This window comes from Buttiauxella gaviniae ATCC 51604 (genome assembly GCF_001654835.1).
GTDB classification, from domain to species: Bacteria; Pseudomonadota; Gammaproteobacteria; order Enterobacterales; family Enterobacteriaceae; genus Buttiauxella; species Buttiauxella gaviniae.
This window is the reverse complement of record NZ_LXEP01000007.1, coordinates 70,210-92,225: the sequence shown is the minus strand read 5'-3', so window position 1 is coordinate 92,225 and position 22,016 is coordinate 70,210. Positions and strand designations below refer to the sequence as shown.

The 22,016-nt window shown below is 50.2% G+C and carries 21 protein-coding genes; 19 read left to right on the top strand and 2 right to left on the bottom strand.

The annotated features are described in order from the left end of the window. Nucleotides 1–3: 3 nt before the first annotated feature. Both nei and M977_RS04635 read left to right on the top strand, forming a co-directional pair. The gene (nei, locus tag M977_RS04640) at nt 4–795 is read left to right on the top strand and encodes an endonuclease VIII (RefSeq protein WP_064512646.1); all 792 of its coding nucleotides are present in this window, start codon (nt 4–6) and stop codon (nt 793–795) included. Between the two features lie 91 nt (nt 796–886). Then, nucleotides 887–1,648, top strand: coding sequence for a hypothetical protein (locus M977_RS04635; protein ID WP_064512642.1), 762 nt, complete (start codon nt 887–889; stop codon nt 1,646–1,648). Between the two features lie 56 nt (nt 1,649–1,704). On the opposite strand, the gene M977_RS04630 is transcribed toward M977_RS04635, so the two are convergent. Both M977_RS04630 and M977_RS26075 read right to left on the bottom strand, forming a co-directional pair. Next, on the bottom strand, nt 1,705–2,991 hold the full coding sequence (locus M977_RS04630) for a citrate synthase (RefSeq protein WP_064512639.1): 1,287 nt from the start codon (nt 2,989–2,991) through the stop codon (nt 1,705–1,707). Between the two features lie 338 nt (nt 2,992–3,329). Beyond that, the gene (locus M977_RS26075) at nt 3,330–3,488 is read right to left on the bottom strand and encodes a hypothetical protein (protein ID WP_422569040.1); all 159 of its coding nucleotides are present in this window, start codon (nt 3,486–3,488) and stop codon (nt 3,330–3,332) included. Nucleotides 3,489–3,767: 279 nt separating this feature from the next. On the opposite strand from M977_RS26075, the gene sdhC reads away from it, so the two are divergent. The 17 genes from sdhC (at nt 3,768) to tolB (ending at nt 22,009) form a co-directional block, all read left to right on the top strand. Then, nucleotides 3,768–4,172: a succinate dehydrogenase cytochrome b556 subunit gene (sdhC, locus tag M977_RS04625; RefSeq protein WP_064512637.1), complete on the top strand. Its 405-nt coding sequence runs from the start codon at nt 3,768–3,770 to the stop codon at nt 4,170–4,172. Continuing rightward, nucleotides 4,166–4,513, top strand: coding sequence for a succinate dehydrogenase membrane anchor subunit (gene sdhD, locus M977_RS04620; RefSeq protein WP_034458774.1), 348 nt, complete (start codon nt 4,166–4,168; stop codon nt 4,511–4,513). Before sdhC ends, sdhD begins: the two co-directional genes overlap by 7 nt. Continuing rightward, a complete protein-coding gene (gene sdhA, locus M977_RS04615; protein WP_064512634.1) occupies nt 4,513–6,279 on the top strand; it encodes a succinate dehydrogenase flavoprotein subunit in 1,767 nt (588 codons plus the stop codon). The genes sdhD and sdhA overlap by 1 nt, the downstream gene beginning before the upstream one ends. Nucleotides 6,280–6,294: 15 nt before the next feature. Beyond that, nucleotides 6,295–7,011 (top strand): succinate dehydrogenase iron-sulfur subunit, encoded by a 717-nt coding sequence (locus tag M977_RS04610; protein WP_064512632.1) that lies wholly within the window; start codon nt 6,295–6,297, stop codon nt 7,009–7,011. A 205-nt stretch (nt 7,012–7,216) separates the two neighbouring features. Continuing rightward, entirely contained in the window at nt 7,217–10,024 is a 2,808-nt protein-coding gene (gene sucA / locus M977_RS04605; protein ID WP_064512627.1) for a 2-oxoglutarate dehydrogenase E1 component, read from the top strand. A gap of 14 nt (nt 10,025–10,038) precedes the next feature. After that, the gene (odhB, locus tag M977_RS04600; RefSeq protein WP_064512625.1) at nt 10,039–11,265 is read left to right on the top strand and encodes a 2-oxoglutarate dehydrogenase complex dihydrolipoyllysine-residue succinyltransferase; all 1,227 of its coding nucleotides are present in this window, start codon (nt 10,039–10,041) and stop codon (nt 11,263–11,265) included. 108 nt (nt 11,266–11,373) lie between these two features. Further along, entirely contained in the window at nt 11,374–12,540 is a 1,167-nt protein-coding gene (gene sucC, locus M977_RS04595) for an ADP-forming succinate--CoA ligase subunit beta (RefSeq protein WP_064512623.1), read from the top strand. Then, nucleotides 12,540–13,412, top strand: a complete 873-nt coding sequence (gene sucD / locus M977_RS04590; protein ID WP_034458762.1) for a succinate--CoA ligase subunit alpha — start codon at nt 12,540–12,542, stop codon at nt 13,410–13,412. Before sucC ends, sucD begins: the two co-directional genes overlap by 1 nt. Before the next feature lie 1,038 nt (nt 13,413–14,450). Further along, nucleotides 14,451–16,019, top strand: coding sequence for a cytochrome ubiquinol oxidase subunit I (gene cydA / locus M977_RS04585; RefSeq protein WP_064512621.1), 1,569 nt, complete (start codon nt 14,451–14,453; stop codon nt 16,017–16,019). A 15-nt stretch (nt 16,020–16,034) separates the two neighbouring features. Continuing rightward, nucleotides 16,035–17,174 (top strand): cytochrome d ubiquinol oxidase subunit II, encoded by a 1,140-nt coding sequence (gene cydB, locus M977_RS04580; RefSeq protein ID WP_064512618.1) that lies wholly within the window; start codon nt 16,035–16,037, stop codon nt 17,172–17,174. Nucleotides 17,175–17,188: 14 nt separating this feature from the next. After that, the gene (cydX, locus tag M977_RS04575) at nt 17,189–17,302 is read left to right on the top strand and encodes a cytochrome bd-I oxidase subunit CydX (protein WP_064512614.1); all 114 of its coding nucleotides are present in this window, start codon (nt 17,189–17,191) and stop codon (nt 17,300–17,302) included. Continuing rightward, nucleotides 17,302–17,595 (top strand): cyd operon protein YbgE, encoded by a 294-nt coding sequence (ybgE, locus tag M977_RS04570; RefSeq protein ID WP_034458756.1) that lies wholly within the window; start codon nt 17,302–17,304, stop codon nt 17,593–17,595. Before cydX ends, ybgE begins: the two co-directional genes overlap by 1 nt. Before the next feature lie 147 nt (nt 17,596–17,742). Further along, nucleotides 17,743–18,147: a tol-pal system-associated acyl-CoA thioesterase gene (gene ybgC / locus M977_RS04565; RefSeq protein ID WP_064512612.1), complete on the top strand. Its 405-nt coding sequence runs from the start codon at nt 17,743–17,745 to the stop codon at nt 18,145–18,147. Further along, nucleotides 18,144–18,830 (top strand): Tol-Pal system protein TolQ, encoded by a 687-nt coding sequence (tolQ, locus tag M977_RS04560; RefSeq protein WP_074391983.1) that lies wholly within the window; start codon nt 18,144–18,146, stop codon nt 18,828–18,830. Before ybgC ends, tolQ begins: the two co-directional genes overlap by 4 nt. 10 nt (nt 18,831–18,840) lie before the next feature. Then, nucleotides 18,841–19,272: a colicin uptake protein TolR gene (gene tolR / locus M977_RS04555; RefSeq protein ID WP_034497142.1), complete on the top strand. Its 432-nt coding sequence runs from the start codon at nt 18,841–18,843 to the stop codon at nt 19,270–19,272. A gap of 28 nt (nt 19,273–19,300) precedes the next feature. After that, nucleotides 19,301–20,590, top strand: coding sequence for a cell envelope integrity protein TolA (gene tolA, locus M977_RS04550; RefSeq protein WP_064512608.1), 1,290 nt, complete (start codon nt 19,301–19,303; stop codon nt 20,588–20,590). 126 nt (nt 20,591–20,716) lie between these two features. Then, nucleotides 20,717–22,009 (top strand): Tol-Pal system beta propeller repeat protein TolB, encoded by a 1,293-nt coding sequence (gene tolB / locus M977_RS04545; RefSeq protein ID WP_034458746.1) that lies wholly within the window; start codon nt 20,717–20,719, stop codon nt 22,007–22,009. Nucleotides 22,010–22,016: the final 7 nt, after the last annotated feature.

Sequence of the window (22,016 nt, the reverse complement as noted above, 5' to 3'; positions counted from 1 at the left end):
GAGATGCCAGAAGGTCCAGAAATAAGGCGAGCGGCAGATAAACTTGAAGCCGCCGTTTTAAATAAAGCGTTAACCGAAATCTGGTTTGCATTTCCTCAGTTGAAGCCGTTTGAGCAAACATTAGTTGGTCAAAGCATCGAGCGTATCGAAACGCGTGGAAAAGCATTGCTGTTGCATTTTTCTAATGGGTTAACCATGTACAGCCACAACCAACTTTATGGCGTGTGGCGTGTGGTTGATGCAGGTGAAACGACAGACACGACACGTGTTTTACGCGTCAGATTGCAGACTGCTGATAAAGCCATTTTGCTCTACAGCGCTTCAGATATTGAAATACTCAATGGCGATCAACTATTGAAGCATCCGTTTTTATTGCGTGTCGGGCCGGATGTCCTTGATATGACGCTAACGGCAGAACAGGTGAAAGCACGCTTGTTGTCGGCAAGGTTTCGTAGGCGTCAGTTCAGTAGTTTGTTGCTGGATCAGGCTTTCCTGGCAGGGCTGGGAAATTATCTGCGCGTTGAGATTCTCTGGGCAGTTGGGATATTAGCGCACCATAATGCACAGAGTTTAACTCCTGAACAACTCGATAAACTGTCTCATGCACTGCTGGATATCCCACGTTTTTCATACAGTACGCGTGGCACTGTGGATGAGAATAAACACCATGGGGCTATTTTCAGCTTTAAGGTGTTTCATCGTGCAGGGGAGAAATGCGAACGCTGCGGTGCCATTATTGAGAAAACAATGCTTTCATCCAGGCCATTTTATTGGTGCCCTGGCTGTCAGCATTAAATAATCCTGAAGATAGCGTTTATCGCATGGCGCGGAGATCGGGTATATTGAGACGTAGATCACAAAAAAATTTAAAGGAAGACGTTGCACTATGAGTTCTCGTTTCGCCCTGGCTGCCATAGCAGCCGTTTTAGCCCTGACAGGATGCGCAAAATCGAAAACCGCAGACCCGACATCGGCTTTCGATTTTGGCTCCTCGCGCGTGACCGTGACGCATGTCCCAACGAAAACCGACGATGGCACCACAATATATGTGACCATTGATAGCAAGGATGCTGGTGCGCTGGGGACGGGTAAAAGTCTTGAACTACAACTGCCAGAGGGCAAACATACAGTCGGCGGCTATGCCCGTACGCTGATTGGTCGCGTAACCATATCGCCTGTTGAAGTGTCGACATCGAGCGATGTTGTCAGCCACGTGACATATTCCATTGCGAATAGTAAACCGACATTTACCGTCCGCGCATCAACCCCGGTTCCGAAACCGAAGTCAGAAACGATTCCGGTAGAATCTGTTCCTGTTATACAACAGCAAATTGAAGAGCCTGCCGCGGTCGAACAAACGCAGGTTACACCATCCGCCACGGTCGAACAGACGCAGGTTACACCATCTGCCACGGCCGAACAGACGCAGGTTACACCACCTGCCACGACCGAACAGACGCAGGTTACACCATCTGCCACGACCGAACAGACGCAGGTTACACCACCTGCTGCGCCAGCAGCGACGCAGGAAACTCAATCGCCGAAAGTCACCGAACTGACGCCAACAACCCAGTCGCAGACCGAAACACAAACATCGGCACCGCAGGGCGTGGGCATCACCAATCTGACGGATAACCCACAGGCATAACGCTGACTCAAAAAAAACGCGCCTTTCGGCGCGTTCTTTACTTTCCAGAAACGAACTTATTTTTTCAAATCAGATTTGAAATCACGCTGTTCGTAGCCAGTATACAACTGACGTGGACGGGCAATTTTAATGCCGTCATCGTGCATTTCGTTCCAGTGAGCAATCCAGCCAACAGTACGCGCCATCGCGAAGATAACGGTAAACATGGAAGATGGAATACCCATTGCTTTCAGGATGATGCCTGAGTAGAAGTCCACGTTCGGGTAGAGTTTCTTCTCGATGAAGTACGGGTCGTTAAGCGCGATATGCTCAAGTTCCATCGCCACTTCAAGCAGATTGTTATCTTTCAGATTCAGCTCTTTAAGAACTTCATGGCAGGTTTCACGCATTACTGTGGCACGCGGGTCGTAGTTTTTGTACACGCGGTGGCCGAAGCCCATCAGACGGAAAGAGTCATTCTTATCTTTCGCACGACGAACGAATTCAGGAATGTGTTCAACACTGCTGATCTCTTCAAGCATCTTCAGTGCTGCTTCGTTAGCACCACCGTGCGCAGGTCCCCACAGGGATGCGATACCGGCTGCGATACAAGCAAATGGGTTAGCGCCACTTGAGCCAGCAGTACGAACGGTTGATGTGGAAGCGTTTTGCTCGTGGTCTGCGTGCAGGATCAGAATTCGGTCCATGGCGCGTTCCAGAATAGGGTTAACTTCGTATTTCTCGCACGGCGTGGAGAACATCATGTTCAGGAAGTTACCGGCATAAGACAGGTCGTTGCGTGGATAAACGAACGGTTGCCCTATTGAATATTTGTAACACATGGCTGCCATGGTCGGCATTTTGGACAACAGGCGGAACGCGGCAATCTCACGGTGGCGTGGGTTATTCACGTCCATGGAGTCATGATAAAACGCCGCCAGTGCACCGGTCACACCACACATCACAGCCATCGGGTGGGAGTCACGACGGAAACCGTGGAACAAACGTGTAATTTGTTCGTGGATCATGGTGTGACGGGTGACGGTGGTTTTAAATTCTTCGTATTGTTCCTGGGTCGGTTTTTCGCCGTTCAGCAGGATATAGCAGACTTCAAGATAATTGGAGTGTGTTGCCAGTTGATCTATCGGGAAACCACGGTGCAGCAAGATGCCTTCATCACCGTCGATAAAGGTGATTTTTGATTCGCATGATGCGGTAGAGGTAAAACCCGGGTCAAAAGTAAATACACCTTTAGAACCAAGACTACGGATATCAATTACATCCTGACCGAGAGTGCCTTTTAGCACATTCAGTTCCAGAGCATCATCACCGTTATAGGTGAGAGTTGCTTTTTTATCAGACATTTACGGTCTCCTTAGCGCCTTATTCATCAGACTGCGGGATGCCCGACTTGCCTATTTCCGTCATACTTCAAGTTGCATCTTTGTTGGCTTTCCTCGCTAACTCCAGTCACTTACTTATGTAAGCTCCTGGGGATTCGCCGCGTTGCCGCCTCGATGCCACTCGAATTATTTAGGAAATACATTCAAACCAATCGCGACTCTCTACCAGTTTTTTATTTGGCTCTCAGCTCTGTTTTGATATCAGTGTAACGCAGGGTACAGAGCAATGGGCGCTTGCAGGTAACACGAGTCACGCAGGCGAAAAAACAGCAAATCAGGGTGTTAGCAGTCCATATCATTCAAATCTGTGTACCACTAATAACGGTCCTGATTGATTGGGTCAATACCGATACACTGTTACATAACTTATTCTCAGGTGAAAGGCTGACCCTATAACTTTTGCGAATTATACGGCTTTTCTGGCATTGTTTGTAACAAGAATGTTTAACTTTTGTCAAATCAGATGATTAAAATTTAAAATAATGTTGTTATCGTGATCCTGCTCACTGTTCAGACCAAAAGCCCTTCAAACTATATGTAGGTTAATTGTAATGAATTTGTGAAGCGCCTATACTGCCGCCAGGTCTCCGGAATACCCTGCCACCGGGCGCCACCCAGCGTTGTAGCCAGTTTTTTGGCATCTGGATGTAGCTGTTTTTGCATGACGCACAGTTATAGAAAGTTCACGCTGTCTGACCCCGCCTGCAGATCCGGAGGAAGGAAACTATAAGAACAGCATGTGGGCGCTATTCATGATAAAAAATGCGAAAAAACAAAGACCTGTAAACCTCGATCTCACAACGATGAGGTTCCCCGTCACTGCAATCGCTTCCATCCTCCATCGTGTATCCGGCGTGATCACCTTTGTGGCTGTAGGCATCCTACTGTGGTTGTTAGGCCAGTCACTCTCGTCTCCAGAAGGCTTCCTTGTTGCGTCAGCAATAATGAGTAGCTTCTTTGTTAAATTCATTATGTGGGGCATCCTCACAGCACTGGCTTATCACGTTGTTGTGGGCATCCGCCACATCATGATGGACACCGGTTTGCTGGAAGAAACCCTGATAGCGGGCAAACGATCCGCGATGATTTCATTTGTTATTACTGTCGTGCTTTCACTTCTCGCAGGAGTCCTCGTATGGTAAGCAACGCCTCCGCATTAGGTCGCAATGGTGTGCATGACTATATATTGGTCCGTGCCTCCGCCATCGTAATCACCCTGTACATCATTTATATGATCGGGTTCTTCGCTGTTACCGGCGATTTAACCTACGAGGTCTGGAGTGGTTTCTTCGGCTCCGCCTTCACCAAAGTGTTCACTCTGCTGACATTGTTCTCAATTTTGATCCATGCCTGGATTGGCATGTGGCAGGTGTTGACCGACTACGTTAAACCAGTGGCGATTCGTCTTGGGCTGCAACTTGTTATTGTTGTTGCACTGCTGGTTTACGTCATTTATGGATTCGTTGTGGTGTGGGGTGTGTAATGAGTTTACCAGTCAGAGAGTTTGATGCAGTTGTGATCGGTGCTGGTGGTGCAGGTATGCGCGCCGCACTGCAAATTTCACAAGGCGGCCAGACTTGTGCCTTGTTATCTAAAGTTTTCCCAACCCGTTCCCATACCGTGTCTGCGCAGGGTGGTATTACCGTAGCTCTCGGTAATACCCATGAAGACAACTGGGAATGGCATATGTATGACACGGTAAAAGGTTCCGACTATATCGGTGACCAGGATGCCATTGAATATATGTGTAAAACCGGCCCGGAAGCGATTCTGGAACTGGAGCACATGGGGCTGCCGTTCTCCCGTCTTGATGATGGCACTATTTATCAGCGTCCGTTTGGCGGCCAGTCGAAAAACTTTGGCGGCGAGCAAGCGGCACGTACTGCGGCAGCGGCTGACCGTACCGGTCACGCATTACTGCACACGCTTTATCAGCAAAACCTGAAGAACAAAACCACCATCTTCTCTGAATGGTATGCGCTTGATCTGGTGAAAAACGCTGATGGCGCAGTGGTCGGTACGACCGCGCTGTGTATCGAAACTGGCGAAGTGGTTTACTTCAAAGCGAAAGCGACCATCCTGGCAACGGGTGGTGCAGGCCGTATTTATCAGTCCACGACTAATGCCCACATCAATACTGGTGACGGTGTTGGTATGGCGCTGCGTGCCGGTGTTCCGGTGCAGGATATGGAAATGTGGCAGTTCCACCCAACCGGTATCGCCGGGGCAGGGGTTCTGGTCACAGAAGGTTGCCGTGGTGAAGGCGGGTATCTGCTGAACAAACACGGCGAGCGTTTCATGGAGCGTTACGCGCCAAATGCTAAAGACCTTGCTGGACGCGATGTTGTTGCTCGCTCCATCATGATTGAAATCCGTGAAGGTCGCGGTTGTGACGGCCCATGGGGTCCACACGCTAAACTGAAACTCGACCACCTTGGTAAAGAGGTTCTCGAATCTCGTCTGCCGGGCATCCTCGAGTTGTCTCGTACCTTTGCACACGTCGACCCAATTAAAGAGCCTATTCCGGTTATCCCAACCTGCCACTATATGATGGGCGGCATTCCAACCAAAGTAACGGGCCAGGCGCTGACTGTGAATGAGCAGGGCGAAGACGTTCTGATTCCAGGTCTGTTTGCGGTAGGTGAAATCGCTTGTGTATCCGTTCACGGTGCAAACCGTCTGGGCGGTAACTCTCTGCTCGACCTGGTGGTATTTGGCCGCGCTGCGGGCATGCATCTGCTGGAGTCTATCGCCGAGCAAGGCGAACTGCGTGATGCCACCGAAGACGAAATTAATGCCGCGCTGGAACGCCTGAACCGCTGGAATGGCAACCGTAACGGCGAAGATCCGGTACTAATCCGTAAAGCGCTTCAGGAATGTATGCAGCACAACTTCTCGGTATTCCGTGAAGGTGACGCGATGGCTAAAGGCCTTGAGCAACTGAAACAAATCCGCGAACGCCTGAAAAATGCCCGTCTGGATGATACTTCAAGCGAGTTCAACACCCAGCGTGTTGAGTGCCTTGAGCTTGATAACCTGATGGAAACCGCTTTTGCTACCGCTGTTTCCGCTAACTTCCGCACCGAAAGCCGTGGCGCGCATAGCCGCTTCGACTACCCGGACCGTGACGATGCAAACTGGTTGTGCCACAGCCTGTATCTGCCTGAGTCGGAAAGCATGACGCGCCGTGAGGTGAACATGCAGCCGAAACTGCGTCCGGCATTCCCGCCGAAAGTGCGTACTTATTAATAGCGGAGCAAAGTGATGAAACTCGAATTCTCTATTTATCGCTACAACCCGGATGTTGACGATGCTCCGCGTATGCAGGAGTACACCCTGGAAGGGGAAGAAGGGCGCGACATGATGTTGCTTGACGCGCTGATGCAACTTAAAGAAAAAGACCCGACGTTGTCTTTCCGTCGTTCATGCCGTGAAGGGGTTTGTGGCTCCGATGGTGTGAACATGAACGGCAAGAATGGCCTGGCTTGTATCACGCCAATCTCCGCATTGGGTAACGGAAAGCAGAAGATTGTCATCCGTCCACTGCCTGGATTACCGGTTGTGCGCGATCTGGTTGTGGACATGGGGCAATTCTATGCCCAATATGAGAAGATTAAGCCTTACCTGTTGAATAATGGGCAAAATCCACCGGCTCGTGAGCATTTGCAGTCACCTGAACAGCGTGAGAAGTTGGATGGTTTGTACGAGTGTATTCTGTGTGCGTGCTGCTCGACATCCTGCCCATCATTCTGGTGGAACCCGGACAAATTCATTGGTCCGGCAGGTTTACTGGCGGCATACCGCTTCTTGATTGACAGCCGTGATACTGAAACCGCAAGTCGTCTTGACGGAATCAGTGATGCTTTCAGCGTATTCCGCTGCCATAGCATTATGAATTGCGTCAGTGTTTGTCCTAAGGGATTGAACCCGACGAAGGCTATCGGCCACATTAAGTCGATGTTGCTGCAAAAGAGTGCCTAGCTTTTCGTCCCCTCTCCCGTGGGAGAGGGGAATAAATCGCAGGAAATCTTTAAAAACTGCCCTGTTGTGACAGTTTTTAAAGGTTCCTTCTTGAGCCGCCTGGAAAGGAAAAGGCTCGTAGTTGTGGACCCCGGTAATGCGTACATATTCTGTACGCAATAGTTATTCACGGCGAAATAAGCATAAAAATGCTTAAGGGATCACGATGCAGAACGGCGAAATGAAAGCCTGGCTGGATTCCTCTTACCTGGCAGGTGCAAACCAGTCCTGGATAGAGCAGCTCTATGAAGACTTCTTAACCGATCCTGACTCTGTTGATGCGCACTGGCGCTCAATGTTCCAGCAATTACCTGGAACCGGGGCCAGACCGGATCAATTCCATTCCAAAACACGTGATTATTTCCGTCGTCTGGCGAAGGATGCCTCACGTTATTCCACCGCAATCACCGACCCTGACACCGACGTTAAGCAAGTCAAAGTGTTGCAGCTTATCAACGCATGGCGTTTCCGTGGCCATCAGGCAGCAAACCTTGACCCGCTTGGCTTGTGGAAACAGGACGCGGTTCCCGATCTTGACCCAGCATTCCACAACCTGACTGAAGCCGATCTCCAGGAAACCTTCAATGTGGGTTCTTTTGCCAGCGGCAAAGAGACCATGAAGCTTGCTGACTTGATTGATGCACTCAAGCAGACGTATGGCGGTTCGATCGGTGCGGAATATATGCACATCACCAACACTGAAGAGAAACGCTGGATTCAACAGCGAATTGAATCAGTGGTGGGGCACTCAACGTTTACCGTTGAAGAAAAGAAACGCTTCCTGAGCGAGCTGACCGCAGCAGAAGGCCTTGAGCGTTACCTGGGTGCGAAATTCCCGGGCGCGAAACGCTTCTCGCTTGAAGGCGGTGACGCACTGGTGCCAATGCTCAAAGAGATGATCCGCCACGCGGGTAAGAGCGGCACACGTGAAGTGGTTTTGGGCATGGCACACCGTGGCCGCCTGAACGTACTGATCAACGTACTGGGTAAAAAGCCGCAGGAGTTGTTCGACGAATTTGCTGGTAAACATAAAGAGCACCTCGGCACTGGCGATGTGAAGTACCACATGGGCTTCTCATCTGACGTTGAAACCGAAGGCGGCCTGGTTCACCTGGCGCTGGCGTTTAACCCGTCGCACCTTGAAATCGTAAGCCCAGTGGTTATCGGTTCTGTGCGTGCGCGTCTGGACCGTCTGGAAAAACCAGGCATTAACCAGGTCCTGCCAATCACCATTCACGGTGACGCAGCGGTTGCCGGGCAGGGCGTGGTTCAGGAAACCCTGAACATGTCCAAAGCGCGTGGTTACGAAGTGGGCGGTACCGTTCGCATCGTTATCAATAACCAGATTGGTTTCACCACGTCTAACCCACTGGATGCGCGCTCCACGCCGTACTGTACCGATATCGGTAAGATGGTGATGGCACCGATTTTCCACGTGAATGCGGATGACCCGGAAGCGGTCGCGTTTGTGACCCGTCTGGCACTGGATTTCCGTAACACCTTTAAGCGCGACGTGTTTATCGACCTGGTTTGCTACCGTCGCCATGGTCACAACGAAGCTGATGAGCCAAGTGCAACTCAGCCAGTGATGTACCAGAAAATCAAGAAACACCCGACTCCGCGTAAGATTTACGCAGACCGTCTGGAGCAGCAAAAGCTGGCGACGCTTGAAGATGCCACCGAAATGGTGAATCTGTACCGTGACGCACTGGATGCTGGCGAGTGTGTGGTTGAAGAATATCGCCCAATGAACATGCACTCATTTACCTGGTCGCCATACCTCAACCACGAGTGGGATGAGAGCTATCCGAACAAGGTAGAGATGAAGCGTTTGCAGGAGCTGGCTAAGCGTATTAGCAGCGCACCTGAAACCGTTGAGATGCAGTCACGTGTGGCGAAAATCTACAGTGACCGTATGGAAATGGCGAACGGCGCGAAGAAATTCGACTGGGGTGCTGCTGAAAATCTGGCGTACGCAACTCTGGTTGATGAAGGCGTTTCAGTGCGTCTGTCTGGTGAAGACGTGGGTCGTGGCACCTTCTTCCACCGTCACGCTGTGATTCACAACCAGACTAACGGTTCCACTTACACGCCGCTTCAACACGTTCACAACAGCCAGGGCGAGTTCAAAGTATGGGACTCCGTGCTGTCTGAAGAAGCTGTACTGGCATTCGAATACGGTTATGCGACGGCTGAACCGCGCACATTGACCATCTGGGAAGCTCAGTTTGGTGACTTCGCCAACGGGGCTCAGGTTGTGATTGACCAGTTCATCAGTTCCGGTGAGCAGAAGTGGGGCCGTATGTGTGGCTTGGTTATGCTGCTGCCACACGGCTACGAAGGCCAGGGACCGGAGCACTCCTCTGCGCGTTTGGAACGTTATCTCCAGCTGTGCGCGGAACAGAACATGCAGGTTTGCGTCCCTTCGACTCCAGCACAGGTTTACCACATGCTGCGTCGTCAGGCGCTGCGTGGTATGCGCCGTCCGTTGGTGGTGATGTCACCGAAATCTTTACTGCGTCACCCACTGGCGGTTTCCACCATGGATGAACTGGCTAACGGAACCTTCTTGCCTGCAATTGGCGAAGTTGACGAGCTGGATCCTGCTGGCGTGAAACGCGTGGTAATGTGTTCTGGTAAGGTTTATTACGATTTGCTGGAACAGCGTCGTAAGAACGGCCAGAAAGATGTGGCAATTGTGCGCATCGAACAGTTATATCCATTCCCGCATCAGGCTATGCAGGAAGTGTTGAAACCATTTGCTCACGTACATGATTTTGTCTGGTGCCAGGAAGAGCCGCTTAACCAGGGCGCCTGGTACTGCAGCCAACACCATTTCCGTGAAGTAGTTCCATTTGGATCAGGTCTGCGTTATGCAGGTCGCCCAGCCTCCGCTTCACCTGCGGTAGGGTACTTGTCCGTTCACCAGAAGCAGCAGCAAGATCTGGTTAATGACGCGCTGAACGTCGATTAATTAAAGGATAAAAAATGAGTAGCGTAGATATTCTAGTTCCTGACCTGCCTGAGTCCGTTGCCGATGCAACCGTTGCTACCTGGCATAAAAAACCGGGTGACACCGTTACCCGTGACGAAGTGCTGGTGGAAATCGAAACTGACAAAGTGGTACTGGAAGTACCGGCGTCTGCAGATGGTATTCTGGATGCTGTACTGGAAGATGAAGGTACAACCGTAACTTCTCGTCAAATTTTGGGCCGCCTGCGTGAAGGTAACAGCGCCGGTAAAGAGACTTCTGCGAAAACAGAAAGCAAAGAGTCTACCCCGGCACAGCGCCAGCAGGCTTCTTTGGAAGAGCAGAGCAATGACGCACTCAGCCCAGCTATTCGCCGCCTGATTGCAGAGCATTCTCTGGATGCTAATGCCATTAAAGGCAGCGGCGTCGGTGGCCGTATCACCCGTGAGGATGTTGATAAGCATCTGACTCAGGCGAAAGCGGCTCAACCTGCGGCAGCGAAACCGGCTGCTGAAACTAAAGCTCCGGTTGCACCAATTGCTGGCCGTAGCGAAAAACGCGTTCCAATGACTCGCCTGCGCAAACGCGTTGCTGAGCGTCTGTTAGAAGCGAAAAACTCCACCGCCATGCTCACTACGTTTAACGAAGTGAACATGAAGCCAATCATGGATCTGCGTAAGCAGTACGGTGATTCTTTCGAAAAACGCCACGGTGTACGTCTGGGCTTCATGTCCTTCTACATCAAAGCGGTGGTTGAAGCGCTGAAACGCTATCCAGAAGTGAACGCTTCTATCGATGGCGAAGACGTGGTTTACCACAACTACTTCGACGTGAGCATCGCGGTTTCTACTCCACGTGGCCTGGTAACACCAGTACTGCGTGATGTTGACACCCTGGGTATGGCTGACATCGAAAAACGCATCAAAGAGCTGGCAGTGAAAGGCCGTGACGGCAAACTGACCGTTGAAGATTTGACTGGCGGTAACTTCACCATCACCAACGGTGGTGTGTTTGGTTCCCTGATGTCAACGCCGATCATCAACCCGCCGCAGAGCGCGATCCTAGGTATGCACGCTATCAAAGACCGTCCGATGGCGGTTGAGGGTAAAGTTGAGATCTTGCCGATGATGTATCTGGCACTGTCTTACGATCACCGCCTGATCGATGGCCGTGAATCAGTGGGTTATCTGGTAGCAATCAAAGAATTGCTCGAAGACCCGACTCGTCTGTTGCTGGACGTTTAGTTTTAAAGCATCACCTGCACTGTAGGCCGAAAGCTGCGCGCCATCTGGCATCAATAGCGCACCGGCCTACAGGTTTATAACGATTACCCTGAAGGATGGATAGAACTCATGAACTTACACGAGTATCAGGCGAAACAGTTGTTTGCTCGATATGGCCTGCCGGCTCCAGTCGGTTACGCCTGTAATACACCGCGTGAAGCGGAAGAAGCGGCATCAAAAATTGGTGCAGGTCCGTGGGTGGTAAAATGTCAGGTTCATGCTGGTGGCCGCGGTAAAGCGGGCGGCGTGAAAGTGGTCAACAGCAAAGAAGACATCCGTGCTTTTGCTGAGCACTGGCTGGGCAAACGCCTGGTTACCTACCAGACAGACGCAAATGGCCAGCCAGTTCACCAGATTCTGGTTGAAGCTGCGACTGACATTGATAAAGAACTGTATCTTGGCGCGGTGGTTGATCGTAGCTCCCGTCGCGTTGTGTTTATGGCGTCTACCGAAGGTGGCGTTGAAATTGAGAAAGTTGCGGAAGAAACCCCGCACCTGATCCACAAAGTTGCACTGGATCCGCTGGCAGGCCCAATGCCTTACCAGGGCCGTGAACTGGCATTCAAACTGGGTCTGGAAGGTAAGCAGGTTCAGCAGTTCACTAAGATCTTTATGGGTCTGGCGAACATCTTCCTTGAGCGTGACCTGGCACTTATCGAAATCAACCCGCTGGTCATCACTAAGCAGGGCGACCTGATTTGTCTCGATGGCAAACTGGGCGCTGACGGCAACGCACTGTTCCGTCAACCAGAGTTGCGCGAAATGCGTGACCCAAGCCAGGAAGATGCACGTGAATCGCAGGCGGCACAGTGGGAACTGAACTATGTTGCGCTTGATGGCAATATTGGTTGCATGGTTAACGGTGCGGGCCTGGCAATGGGCACCATGGACATCGTTAAACTGCACGGCGGCGAACCAGCGAACTTCCTGGACGTTGGCGGCGGCGCAACCAAAGAACGCGTTACCGAAGCATTCAAAATCATTCTGTCTGACGATAAAGTGAAAGCGGTTCTGGTGAACATCTTCGGTGGTATCGTACGTTGTGACCTGATCGCAGACGGTATCATCGGTGCGGTTGCCGAAGTGGGTGTTAACGTTCCAGTGGTAGTACGTCTGGAAGGTAACAACGCTGAATTGGGCGCGAAGAAACTGGCAGATAGTGGCCTGAATATTATTGCAGCGAAAAGTCTGACGGACGCAGCGCAGCAGGTTGTTGCTGCAGTGGAGGGGAAATAATGTCCATTTTGATCGATAAAAATACCAAGGTTATTTGCCAGGGTTTCACCGGCAGCCAGGGGACTTTCCACTCCGAGCAGGCGATTGCATACGGTACGCAAATGGTTGGCGGTGTTACGCCAGGCAAAGGCGGCACTGAGCACCTCGGCCTGCCAGTATTTAACACTGTGCGTGAAGCCGTAGAAGCAACTGGTGCGACCGCATCTGTAATCTACGTTCCAGCACCGTTCTGCAAAGACTCCATTCTGGAAGCAATCGACGCAGGCATTAAGCTGATTATCACTATCACTGAAGGCATCCCGACGCTGGATATGCTGACTGTGAAAGTGAAACTGGACGAAGCTGGCGTGCGCATGATTGGGCCAAACTGCCCAGGCGTTATCACCCCGGGCGAGTGCAAAATCGGCATCATGCCAGGCCACATTCACCTGCCAGGCAAAGTGGGTATCGTTTCCCGCTCAGGCACACTGACCTATGAAGCCGTTAAACAGACGACTGATATCGGTCTGGGCCAGTCTACTTGCGTAGGCATCGGCGGTGACCCGATCCCTGGCTCTAACTTCATCGATATTCTGAAGATGTTCCAGGAAGATCCGAAGACTGAAGCTATCGTGATGATCGGTGAGATCGGCGGTAGCGCTGAAGAAGAAGCAGCGGCCTACATCAAAGAGCATGTCACCAAGCCAGTTGTTGGTTATATCGCGGGTGTCACTGCGCCGAAAGGCAAGCGTATGGGCCACGCAGGCGCCATCATCGCGGGTGGTAAAGGTACTGCGGATGAGAAATTCGCAGCGCTGGAAGCCGCAGGCGTGAAAACCGTTCGCAGCCTGGCTGACATCGGTGACGCACTGAAAGCTATTTTGCCTCAGTAAGCAGAACTAATAAAAATTGTTCGACATGGTTGGCCGCTCAATGAGCGGCCTTTTTTATGGCCAAAATTTGCGGTCATTGATTACTGTATTCACATAACAGCCACTTATGGCACCTTGAGTGATTTGGCTGCCTGAGTAGCTTAAAAAGCCGAAAGCCTCTCACTTCAACTGCTGGCATCGCTGTTTGAGCCTTATTACCAGCGTGTTGAATATCAAAAAGTGCAAATGGATGAAAATTCACTGTAACAACAATCAGCAAGGGGAGGGAAGCACTAACCTTTCCACTCTCACCTACCGTAAGAATCGCATCTGGTAATGGCACGCCGAGCGTAATCCTGCTTTTTTTTAAGGTCGGATTTTTTAAGTGGTTTATGTTTTAAAAGACTACACTACTGACTACTAACCTTATCAAAAACAGCGCCTTGTTAAATAATGGAACATTAAAAGTAAATCAATTGTTAATTTCGGATGGGGGAAGAGACGGCCTGATGAAAATAGCGCGTGAAGATAAAAAACCATCGCTGTTAACGTTCGGAATTTATTTTTTAACTTATCTGCAATAAATGGTTTTTGTTTATGGATATCACTTTTCCATTAACCTTAGTGATATCTCCAAAACATATCATTAACATCAAATTTACTATTAATTTAAGCGGGAAACTAAATTAACAATCAGGGAATAAATTGCGCTAGATCAATATCTAAAACTGGATAGTGGTATGCAAAACAGCGTAAATTGTTGCAGATCAAACTGGCTGTTAAGGGACATTTTCGCTATAAATTGATCACTGTCGAGAAACGTAAATAACACTAAGCAATTACCTATTTATTGTAGGGAAATTGCAGGGTAATATATTTGCGGATTATTTTTGGTTTTTATTAACGTGTTTGTAACCTTTCATCTTTCTTCGTTACATGCAAATAAAATGACGAAGGGATGAAGTCTGGAAGCTAATGTTTTTGTATTAGGGCATGCGTTGTGGTTTTCCTTACGGTGAGCCACGGTCGAAGTCTTCATGCGAAGAGCAAGGAGTCAAGATGTTGGATATTGTCGAACTGTCGCGCTTACAGTTTGCCTTGACCGCGATGTACCACTTTCTGTTTGTGCCACTAACGCTCGGTATGGCGTTTTTGTTGGCCATCATGGAAACAGTGTACGTTCTGTCAGGTAAGCAAATTTATAAAGATATGACCAAGTTCTGGGGCAAGTTGTTTGGTATCAACTTTGCTTTGGGCGTGGCTACCGGTTTAACCATGGAGTTCCAGTTCGGTACAAACTGGTCTTACTATTCACACTACGTGGGTGACATTTTTGGTGCCCCACTGGCCATCGAAGGCTTGATGGCATTCTTCCTTGAATCCACCTTTGTAGGTCTGTTCTTCTTCGGTTGGGATCGTCTGGGCAAAGTTCAGCACATGGCGGTAACCTGGCTGGTGGCACTTGGCTCCAACCTTTCCGCACTGTGGATTCTGGTCGCTAACGGCTGGATGCAGAACCCGATTGCTTCCGACTTCAACTTCGAAACCATGCGTATGGAGATGGTCAGTTTCTCCGAACTGGTCCTTAACCCAGTTGCGCAGGTGAAATTCGTTCACACCGTAGCGTCTGGTTACGTATGTGGCGCGATGTTCATCCTCGGTGTGAGTTCTTACTACTTGCTTAAAGGCCGTGACGTTGCATTTGCGAAGCGTTCTTTTGCAATCGCTGCAAGCTTCGGTATGGCGGCAATCCTGTCTGTCATCGTGCTGGGTGATGAATCCGGTTACGAAATGGGTGACGTGCAGAAAACCAAATTGGCCGCTATTGAAGCTGAGTGGGAAACTCAACCAGCTCCAGCTGCGTTTACGCTGTTTGGTATCCCGGACCAGGACAAGCAAGAAAATAGCTATGCGATTCAGATCCCATACGCGCTTGGCATCATCGCCACCCGTTCTGTGGATAAGCAAGTTATTGGTTTGAAAGACCTGATGGTGCAGCACGAAGAACGTATTCGTAACGGCATGAAGGCTTATAGCCTGCTGGAACAGTTACGTGCAGGTTCTAAAGACCAGGCCGTTCGCGATAACTTTGAGTCTGTTAAGAAAGACCTGGGTTATGGCCTGCTGCTCAAACGCTATACCCCGAACGTTGCTGATGCGACGGAAGAGCAAATTCAGAAAGCAACGAAAGACTCAATTCCTCGTGTAGCTCCGCTGTACTTTGCATTCCGTATCATGGTTGGCTGTGGCTTCCTGATGCTGTTCATCATCGCGGCTTCGTTCTGGACTGTGACGCGTAATGCAATCGGCTCGAAAAAATGGCTGTTGCGTGCGGCGCTCTATGGTATCCCGTTGCCGTGGATTGCGATTGAATCTGGTTGGTTTGTTGCCGAATATGGTCGTCAGCCCTGGGCTGTTGGTGAGGTATTGCCAACTGCGGTTGCTAACTCCTCTCTGACTGTGGGCGATCTGATCTTCTCCATGGTACTGATTTGCGGCCTTTATACGCTGTTTATGGTGGCGGAACTGTTCCTGATGTTCAAATTTGCTCGCCTTGGGCCGAGCAGTCTGAAAACAGGTCGCTATCACTTTGAGCAGTCCAATGTGACCTCTCAGCCGGCACGCTAAGACAGGAGTCGTCAAATGATCGATTATGAAGTATTGCGTTTTATCTGGTGGCTGCTGGTTGGCATTTTGCTGATTGGTTTTGCAGTCACCGATGGCTTTGATATGGGCGTAGGTATGTTGTCCCGTGTCATTGGCAAAACAGATGTTGAACGCCGCATCATGGTGAACTCCATCGCCCCTCACTGGGATGGTAACCAGGTATGGCTCATCACCGCTGGTGGCGCATTGTTCGCTGCCTGGCCGATGGTTTATGCAGCAGCGTTCTCTGGTTTCTATGTGGCAATGATTCTGGTGCTGGCTTCATTATTCTTCCGTCCGGTAGGTTTTGACTACCGTTCGAAGATTGAAGACATGCGTTGGCGTGGCATGTGGGACTGGGGCATTTTCATCGGTAGTTTTGTGCCGCCGTTGGTTATCGGTGTGGCGTTCGGCAACTTGCTGCAAGGCGTGCCGTTCCACGTTGATGAGTATCTGCGTCTGTACTACACCGGTAACTTCTTCCAGTTGCTGAACCCGTTTGGTCTGTTGGCTGGTGTCGTGAGCGTTTCCATGATCCTTGCTCAGGGTGCAACTTACCTGCAAATGCGTACTGTGGGTGAACTGCATCTGCGTGCTAAAGCCGCTGCGCAAATTTCAGCACTGGTGATGATGGTGTGCTTCGCACTTGCAGGTGTTTGGGTGATTTACGGCATCGATGGTTACGTTGTGACTTCAGAGCTGAACCACCATGCAGCATCGAATCCGCTGACTAAAGAAGTCGCTCGTCAGGCTGGTGCCTGGATGGTGAACTTCAATAATATGCCGATTCTGTGGCTCATCCCGGTTCTGGGTGTGGTTCTGCCACTGTTGACTGTGCTGATGTCTCGTCTTGAGAAAGGCGCGATGGCATTCGTGTTCTCCTCATTGACTCTGGCTTGTGTCATTCTGACTGCCGGTGTGGCGATGTTCCCGTTCGTGATGCCTTCGAGCACCATGTTGAACGCTAGTCTCACTATGTGGGATGCAACATCCAGCCAGTTAACTCTGAATGTGATGACCTATGTTGCTGCGGTATTTGTACCGATCATTCTTATCTACACCACTTGGTGTTACTGGAAGATGTTCGGTCGAATCACCAAAGAGCATATCGAAAGCAACACCCACTCTCTGTACTAAGTAAGGAGCTGATTATGTGGTACTTTGCATGGATTCTGGGGACGCTTCTTGCCTGTGCTTTTGGCATCATTACCGCCCTGGCACTTGAGCATGTTGAAGCTGCTAAAGCTGGTAAAGAAGAAATTTGATGGAAGCAATTATCGCGAAGCTTTATGCGGTAATGGATAAGAGCCCTTTAAGGGCTCTTTCCTTGATAATGGCATTAGTTCTTGCCGTGTGTATATTTTGGGACCCGTCCCGCTTTGCGGCGAAAACCAGCAGTCTTGAAATCTGGCATGGTTTTTTGCTGATGTGGGCTGTATGCACTGGCGTAATTCATGGCGTGGGTTTTCGCCCTCGCAAAGTGCTGTGGCAGGGGGTTTTTAGCCCCTTACCTGCACAATTAGTCTTGCTGGCAGGACTGGCTATTTTTTTCTTCTGATGCTTCTTTAACCTCAAAGATTTTCACACAAGATTTATGGGCTTTAACAAGCCCATAAATATTTACCTAACGTTTAATGCAACCCATTCCCAACCCCCATCCTCTTGCGTATAGTAGCAACGTTAAATTGCATTACCGGGATGTATTGTGAGTACAACGCTGTTTCGATGGCCGGTTCGTGTCTATTACGAAGACACTGACGCCGGTGGTGTGGTATACCACGCCAGTTATGTTGCTTTCTATGAAAGAGCACGCACTGAGATGTTGCGCCATCACCATTTTAGCCAGCAAGATTTGTTGGCAGAGCGCGTCGCCTTTGTTGTCCGCAGAATGACGGTGGATTATTTGGCGCCTGCCCGACTCGACGATTTACTCGAAATCCAAAGTGAAATTACATCGATGCGTGGTACCTCTATGGTATTTACACAGCGAATCGTCAATGCCGGTAATCAGGTACTCAACGAAGCTGAGGTCCTGATCGTCTGTGTTGATCCACACCTAATGAAGCCTCGTGCGCTTCCCAAGTCTATTGTCGCGGAGTTCAAGCAGTGACTGACATGAATATCCTTGATTTGTTCCTGAAGGCAAGCCTTCTGGTCAAATTTATCATGTTGATTTTGATTGGTTTTTCCATTGCATCATGGGCAATCATTATTCAGCGAACGCGAATCCTCAATGCTGCTACTCGTGAAGCAGAAGCCTTTGAAGATAAGTTCTGGTCGGGCATTGAATTGTCCCGTCTCTATCAAGAAAGCCAGGGCCGCCGTGACAGTCTTGCTGGCTCTGAACAAATTTTCTATTCAGGCTTTAAAGAGTTTGCCCGACTGCATCGTGCTAACACACACGCACCTGAAGCGGTCGTTGAAGGGGCATCTCGCGCCATGCGTATTTCCATGAGCCGTGAGTTGGAAACGCTAGAAACGCACATTCCTTTCCTCGGAACCGTGGGTTCCATCAGCCCGTATATCGGTCTGTTTGGTACGGTTTGGGGGATCATGCACGCCTTTATCGCACTCGGTGCGGTGAAACAAGCGACATTGCAGATGGTTGCTCCAGGTATTGCAGAAGCACTGATTGCAACTGCAATCGGCCTGTTCGCTGCAATCCCAGCGGTTATGGCGTATAACCGCCTGAACCAACGTGTGAACAAACTGGAATTGAATTACGACAACTTCATGGAAGAGTTCACGGCTATCCTGCACCGTCAGGCTTTTACCAGCAGCGATAAGCAGTAAGGGGTAAGTCATGGCCAGACGTGGACGTGGGCGTGGTCGTCGGGAATTAAAGTCCGAAATTAACATCGTTCCTCTGCTGGACGTACTGTTGGTGTTGTTGCTTATTTTTATGGCAACGGCTCCCATCATTACACAGAGCGTTGAGGTAGATTTGCCGGATGCGACAGATTCGCAGACGGTGAGCAGTAACGATGAACCGCCGGTCATTATTGAAGTGTCCGGGGTAGGGCAGTACAGCGTGGTGGTTGAGAAAGACCGTATGGACCAGTTGCCATCTGAACAGGTTATTGCGGAAGCACAGCGTCGTTTGCAGGCAAATCCGAAAACGGTCTTTTTGATCGGGGGTGCTAAAGATGTTCCTTATGAGGAAATCATCAAGGCACTTAACATGCTGCATAGCGCAGGTGTGAAATCCGTCGGTCTGATGACGCAGCCAATCTGATCCATCTCGCGATATTTGGGAACCGATAGTGTCAAAGGCAACCATAGAAAACGATAAGCTCAAGCGCGCGATAATCGTCTCAGTGATCCTGCATATCATTTTGATTGCAGTCCTGATTTTGAGTTCGTTTGACGAGCACATCGACGCCAGTGCTGGCGGCGGTGGGGGTTCGGCTATTGACGCGGTCATGGTCGACCCTGGTGCAGTTGTTCAACAGTACAATCGCCAGCAGCAACAGCAGTCGAGCAGCAAACGTGCAGCGGAGCAACGCGAGAAACAAGCGCAACAACAGGCTGAAGAACTTCAGGAAAAACAGGCTGCCGAACAACAGCGTCTGAAGCAACTGGAGAAAGAACGCCTCGAAGCGCAGGAACAAGCGAAGCAACAAGCAGATCAGCAGAAGCAAGCGCAAGAAGCAGCGAAAGAAGCGCAGGAGCAACAGAAGCAAGCCGAAGCAGCGGCGGCGAAAGCCAAAGCAGACGCCAAAGCTCAAGCTGATGCTCAGGCAAAATCTCAGGCTGACGCTCAGGCGAAGGCTGCGGAAGAAGCGGCGAAGAAAGCTGCTGCAGATGCACAAAAGAAAGCGACTGAGGAAGCAGCTAAAAAAGCCGCTGACGCAGAGAAAAAGGCAGCTGCTGAAGCCGCCGCTGCTGCTGCGAAAAAATCTCAGCAGGAAGCCGAGAAGAAAGCCGCAGATGCTGCAGCGAAGAAAGCTCAGCAAGATGCTGAGAAGAAAGCTGCCGCTGAAGCCGCTAAAAAGGCTGCTGATGCTGAGAAAAAAGCAGCAGCAGAAGCTGCCGCAGCCGAGAAAGCTGCGTCTGAAAAAGCCGCGGCTGATAAGGCTGCTGCTGATAAGAAAGCTGCAGCAGATGCTAAGAAAAAGGCTGCTGCTGAGAAAGCTGCTGCCGATAAAGCTGCCGCTGCTGGTGTAAACGATCTGCTTGATGGTTTAAGCGATGGTAAGAATGCACCGAAATCAGCTAATAGCGGAAAAGCAGGTTCAGGTAGTACAACTGGAGCAGCAGCTGGTGCTAGTGGTGCGTCACAAAGTGACATTGCTGCTTATTCAGCCTTAGTGCAGGCAGCAATTAAAGGTCATCTTTATGATTGGGATACTTACAAAGGTAAGACTTGTACGCTGCGAGTGAAAATTGGCCAGGATGGAACATTGCTGGGTGTGACTCAGGAAGGTGGTGATCCTACGTTTTGCCAGGCAATGCTACAAGCTACGAATCGTATGTCTAAGTTTCCTAAGCCTCCAACTAAAGCGGTATATGAGGTTTTCAGAAATGTTCCATTAGACTTTAAGCCTCAATGATAGATGCTCTATAAAGTTGTACACCAGGCTAAGATCTGTCACAGGGTTTTGGTAGTTTTGTGTATTTGAGTTTGTTAACATTCTGCTAAATTATCGTGGGCTTTGGGTCCAGATAAGGGAGATATGATGAAGCAGGCATTTCGAGTAGCTTTAAGTTTTTTAATGCTGTGGGCAGCAGTACTGCACGCAGAAGTCCGTATTGAGATCACCCAAGGGGTAGACTCAGCACGTCCAATTGGTGTTGCGCCATTTAAATGGGGAGGCCCTGGTGCCGCGCCAGAAGATATTGGTGGCATCGTTGCAGCAGACTTACGTAACAGCGGCAAATTCAATCCACTGGATCGTTCCCGCTTACCGCAGCAGCCTGGCTCCGCTCAGGAAGTGCAACCGGCCGCGTGGACTGCTCTGGGTATTGATGCCGTTGTTGTAGGCCAGGTTACACCAAACGGTGATGGCAGCTATACCGTTGCTTACCAGTTGGTTGATACTTCTGGTGCACCTGGTACTGTGCTTGCGCAGAACTCCTACAAGGTGAACAAACAGTGGATTCGCTATGCTGGTCATACCGCAAGTGATGAAGTGTTTGAGAAGCTGACAGGCATTAAAGGTGCGTTCCGTACTCGTATCGCTTATGTGGTGCAGACTAACGGCGGCCAGTTCCCGTATGAACTGCGCGTATCTGATTACGATGGCTACAACACCAATGTTGTCAAACGTTCTCCTGAACCGCTGATGTCACCAGCATGGTCTCCTGACGGCAGCAAACTGGCTTATGTAACATTTGAAAGTGGCCGTTCTGCTCTGGTTATCCAGACTCTGGCAAATGGTGCAATTCGTCAGGTAGCTTCGTTCCCTCGTCATAACGGTGCGCCAGCGTTTTCTCCAGACGGCAGCAAACTGGCCTTCACGCTATCCAAAACCGGTAGTATGAACCTGTATGTTATGGACATAGCTTCTGGTCAGATTCGTCAGGTAACTGATGGACGCAGCAACAATACTGAACCAACGTGGTTCCCGGATAGCCAGAATGTAGCTTATACCTCTGACCAGGCTGGACGTCCGCAGATTTATAAAGTGAATATCAACGGTGGTGCTCCACAGCGTCTGTCCTGGGAAGGTCCTCAGAACCAGAATGCTGATGTGAGTTCCGACGGTAAGTTTATGGTGATGGTGAGCTCCAATAGTGGGCAGCAACACATCGCCAAACAGGATCTGGTAGCGGGTGGCGTACAAACTTTATCGTCAACGTTCCTGGATGAAACGCCAAGTCTGGCACCTAACGGCACGATGGTAATCTACAGCTCTTCTCAGGGGATGGGATCTGTGCTGAATCTGGTCTCAACAGATGGGCGTTTCAAAGCGCGTCTTCCGGCAACCGATGGTCAGGTTAAATCTCCTGCCTGGTCGCCGTATCTGTGATAATAAA

Excerpts from the sequence above, each read along its gene's own strand:
- nei (WP_064512646.1), top strand. The coding sequence starts at position 4 with ATGCCAGAAGGTCCAGAAATAAGGCGAGCGGCAGATAAACTTGAAGCC.
- M977_RS04635 (WP_064512642.1), top strand. The coding sequence starts at position 887 with ATGAGTTCTCGTTTCGCCCTGGCTGCCATAGCAGCCGTTTTAGCCCTG.
- M977_RS04630 (WP_064512639.1), bottom strand. The coding sequence starts at position 2,991 with ATGTCTGATAAAAAAGCAACTCTCACCTATAACGGTGATGATGCTCTG.
- sdhC (WP_064512637.1), top strand. The coding sequence starts at position 3,768 with ATGTGGGCGCTATTCATGATAAAAAATGCGAAAAAACAAAGACCTGTA.
- sdhD (WP_034458774.1), top strand. The coding sequence starts at position 4,166 with ATGGTAAGCAACGCCTCCGCATTAGGTCGCAATGGTGTGCATGACTAT.
- sdhA (WP_064512634.1), top strand. The coding sequence starts at position 4,513 with ATGAGTTTACCAGTCAGAGAGTTTGATGCAGTTGTGATCGGTGCTGGT.
- M977_RS04610 (WP_064512632.1), top strand. The coding sequence starts at position 6,295 with ATGAAACTCGAATTCTCTATTTATCGCTACAACCCGGATGTTGACGAT.
- sucA (WP_064512627.1), top strand. The coding sequence starts at position 7,217 with ATGCAGAACGGCGAAATGAAAGCCTGGCTGGATTCCTCTTACCTGGCA.
- odhB (WP_064512625.1), top strand. The coding sequence starts at position 10,039 with ATGAGTAGCGTAGATATTCTAGTTCCTGACCTGCCTGAGTCCGTTGCC.
- sucC (WP_064512623.1), top strand. The coding sequence starts at position 11,374 with ATGAACTTACACGAGTATCAGGCGAAACAGTTGTTTGCTCGATATGGC.
- sucD (WP_034458762.1), top strand. The coding sequence starts at position 12,540 with ATGTCCATTTTGATCGATAAAAATACCAAGGTTATTTGCCAGGGTTTC.
- cydA (WP_064512621.1), top strand. The coding sequence starts at position 14,451 with ATGTTGGATATTGTCGAACTGTCGCGCTTACAGTTTGCCTTGACCGCG.
- cydB (WP_064512618.1), top strand. The coding sequence starts at position 16,035 with ATGATCGATTATGAAGTATTGCGTTTTATCTGGTGGCTGCTGGTTGGC.
- cydX (WP_064512614.1), top strand. The coding sequence starts at position 17,189 with ATGTGGTACTTTGCATGGATTCTGGGGACGCTTCTTGCCTGTGCTTTT.
- ybgE (WP_034458756.1), top strand. The coding sequence starts at position 17,302 with ATGGAAGCAATTATCGCGAAGCTTTATGCGGTAATGGATAAGAGCCCT.
- tolR (WP_034497142.1), top strand. The coding sequence starts at position 18,841 with ATGGCCAGACGTGGACGTGGGCGTGGTCGTCGGGAATTAAAGTCCGAA.
- tolB (WP_034458746.1), top strand. The coding sequence starts at position 20,717 with ATGAAGCAGGCATTTCGAGTAGCTTTAAGTTTTTTAATGCTGTGGGCA.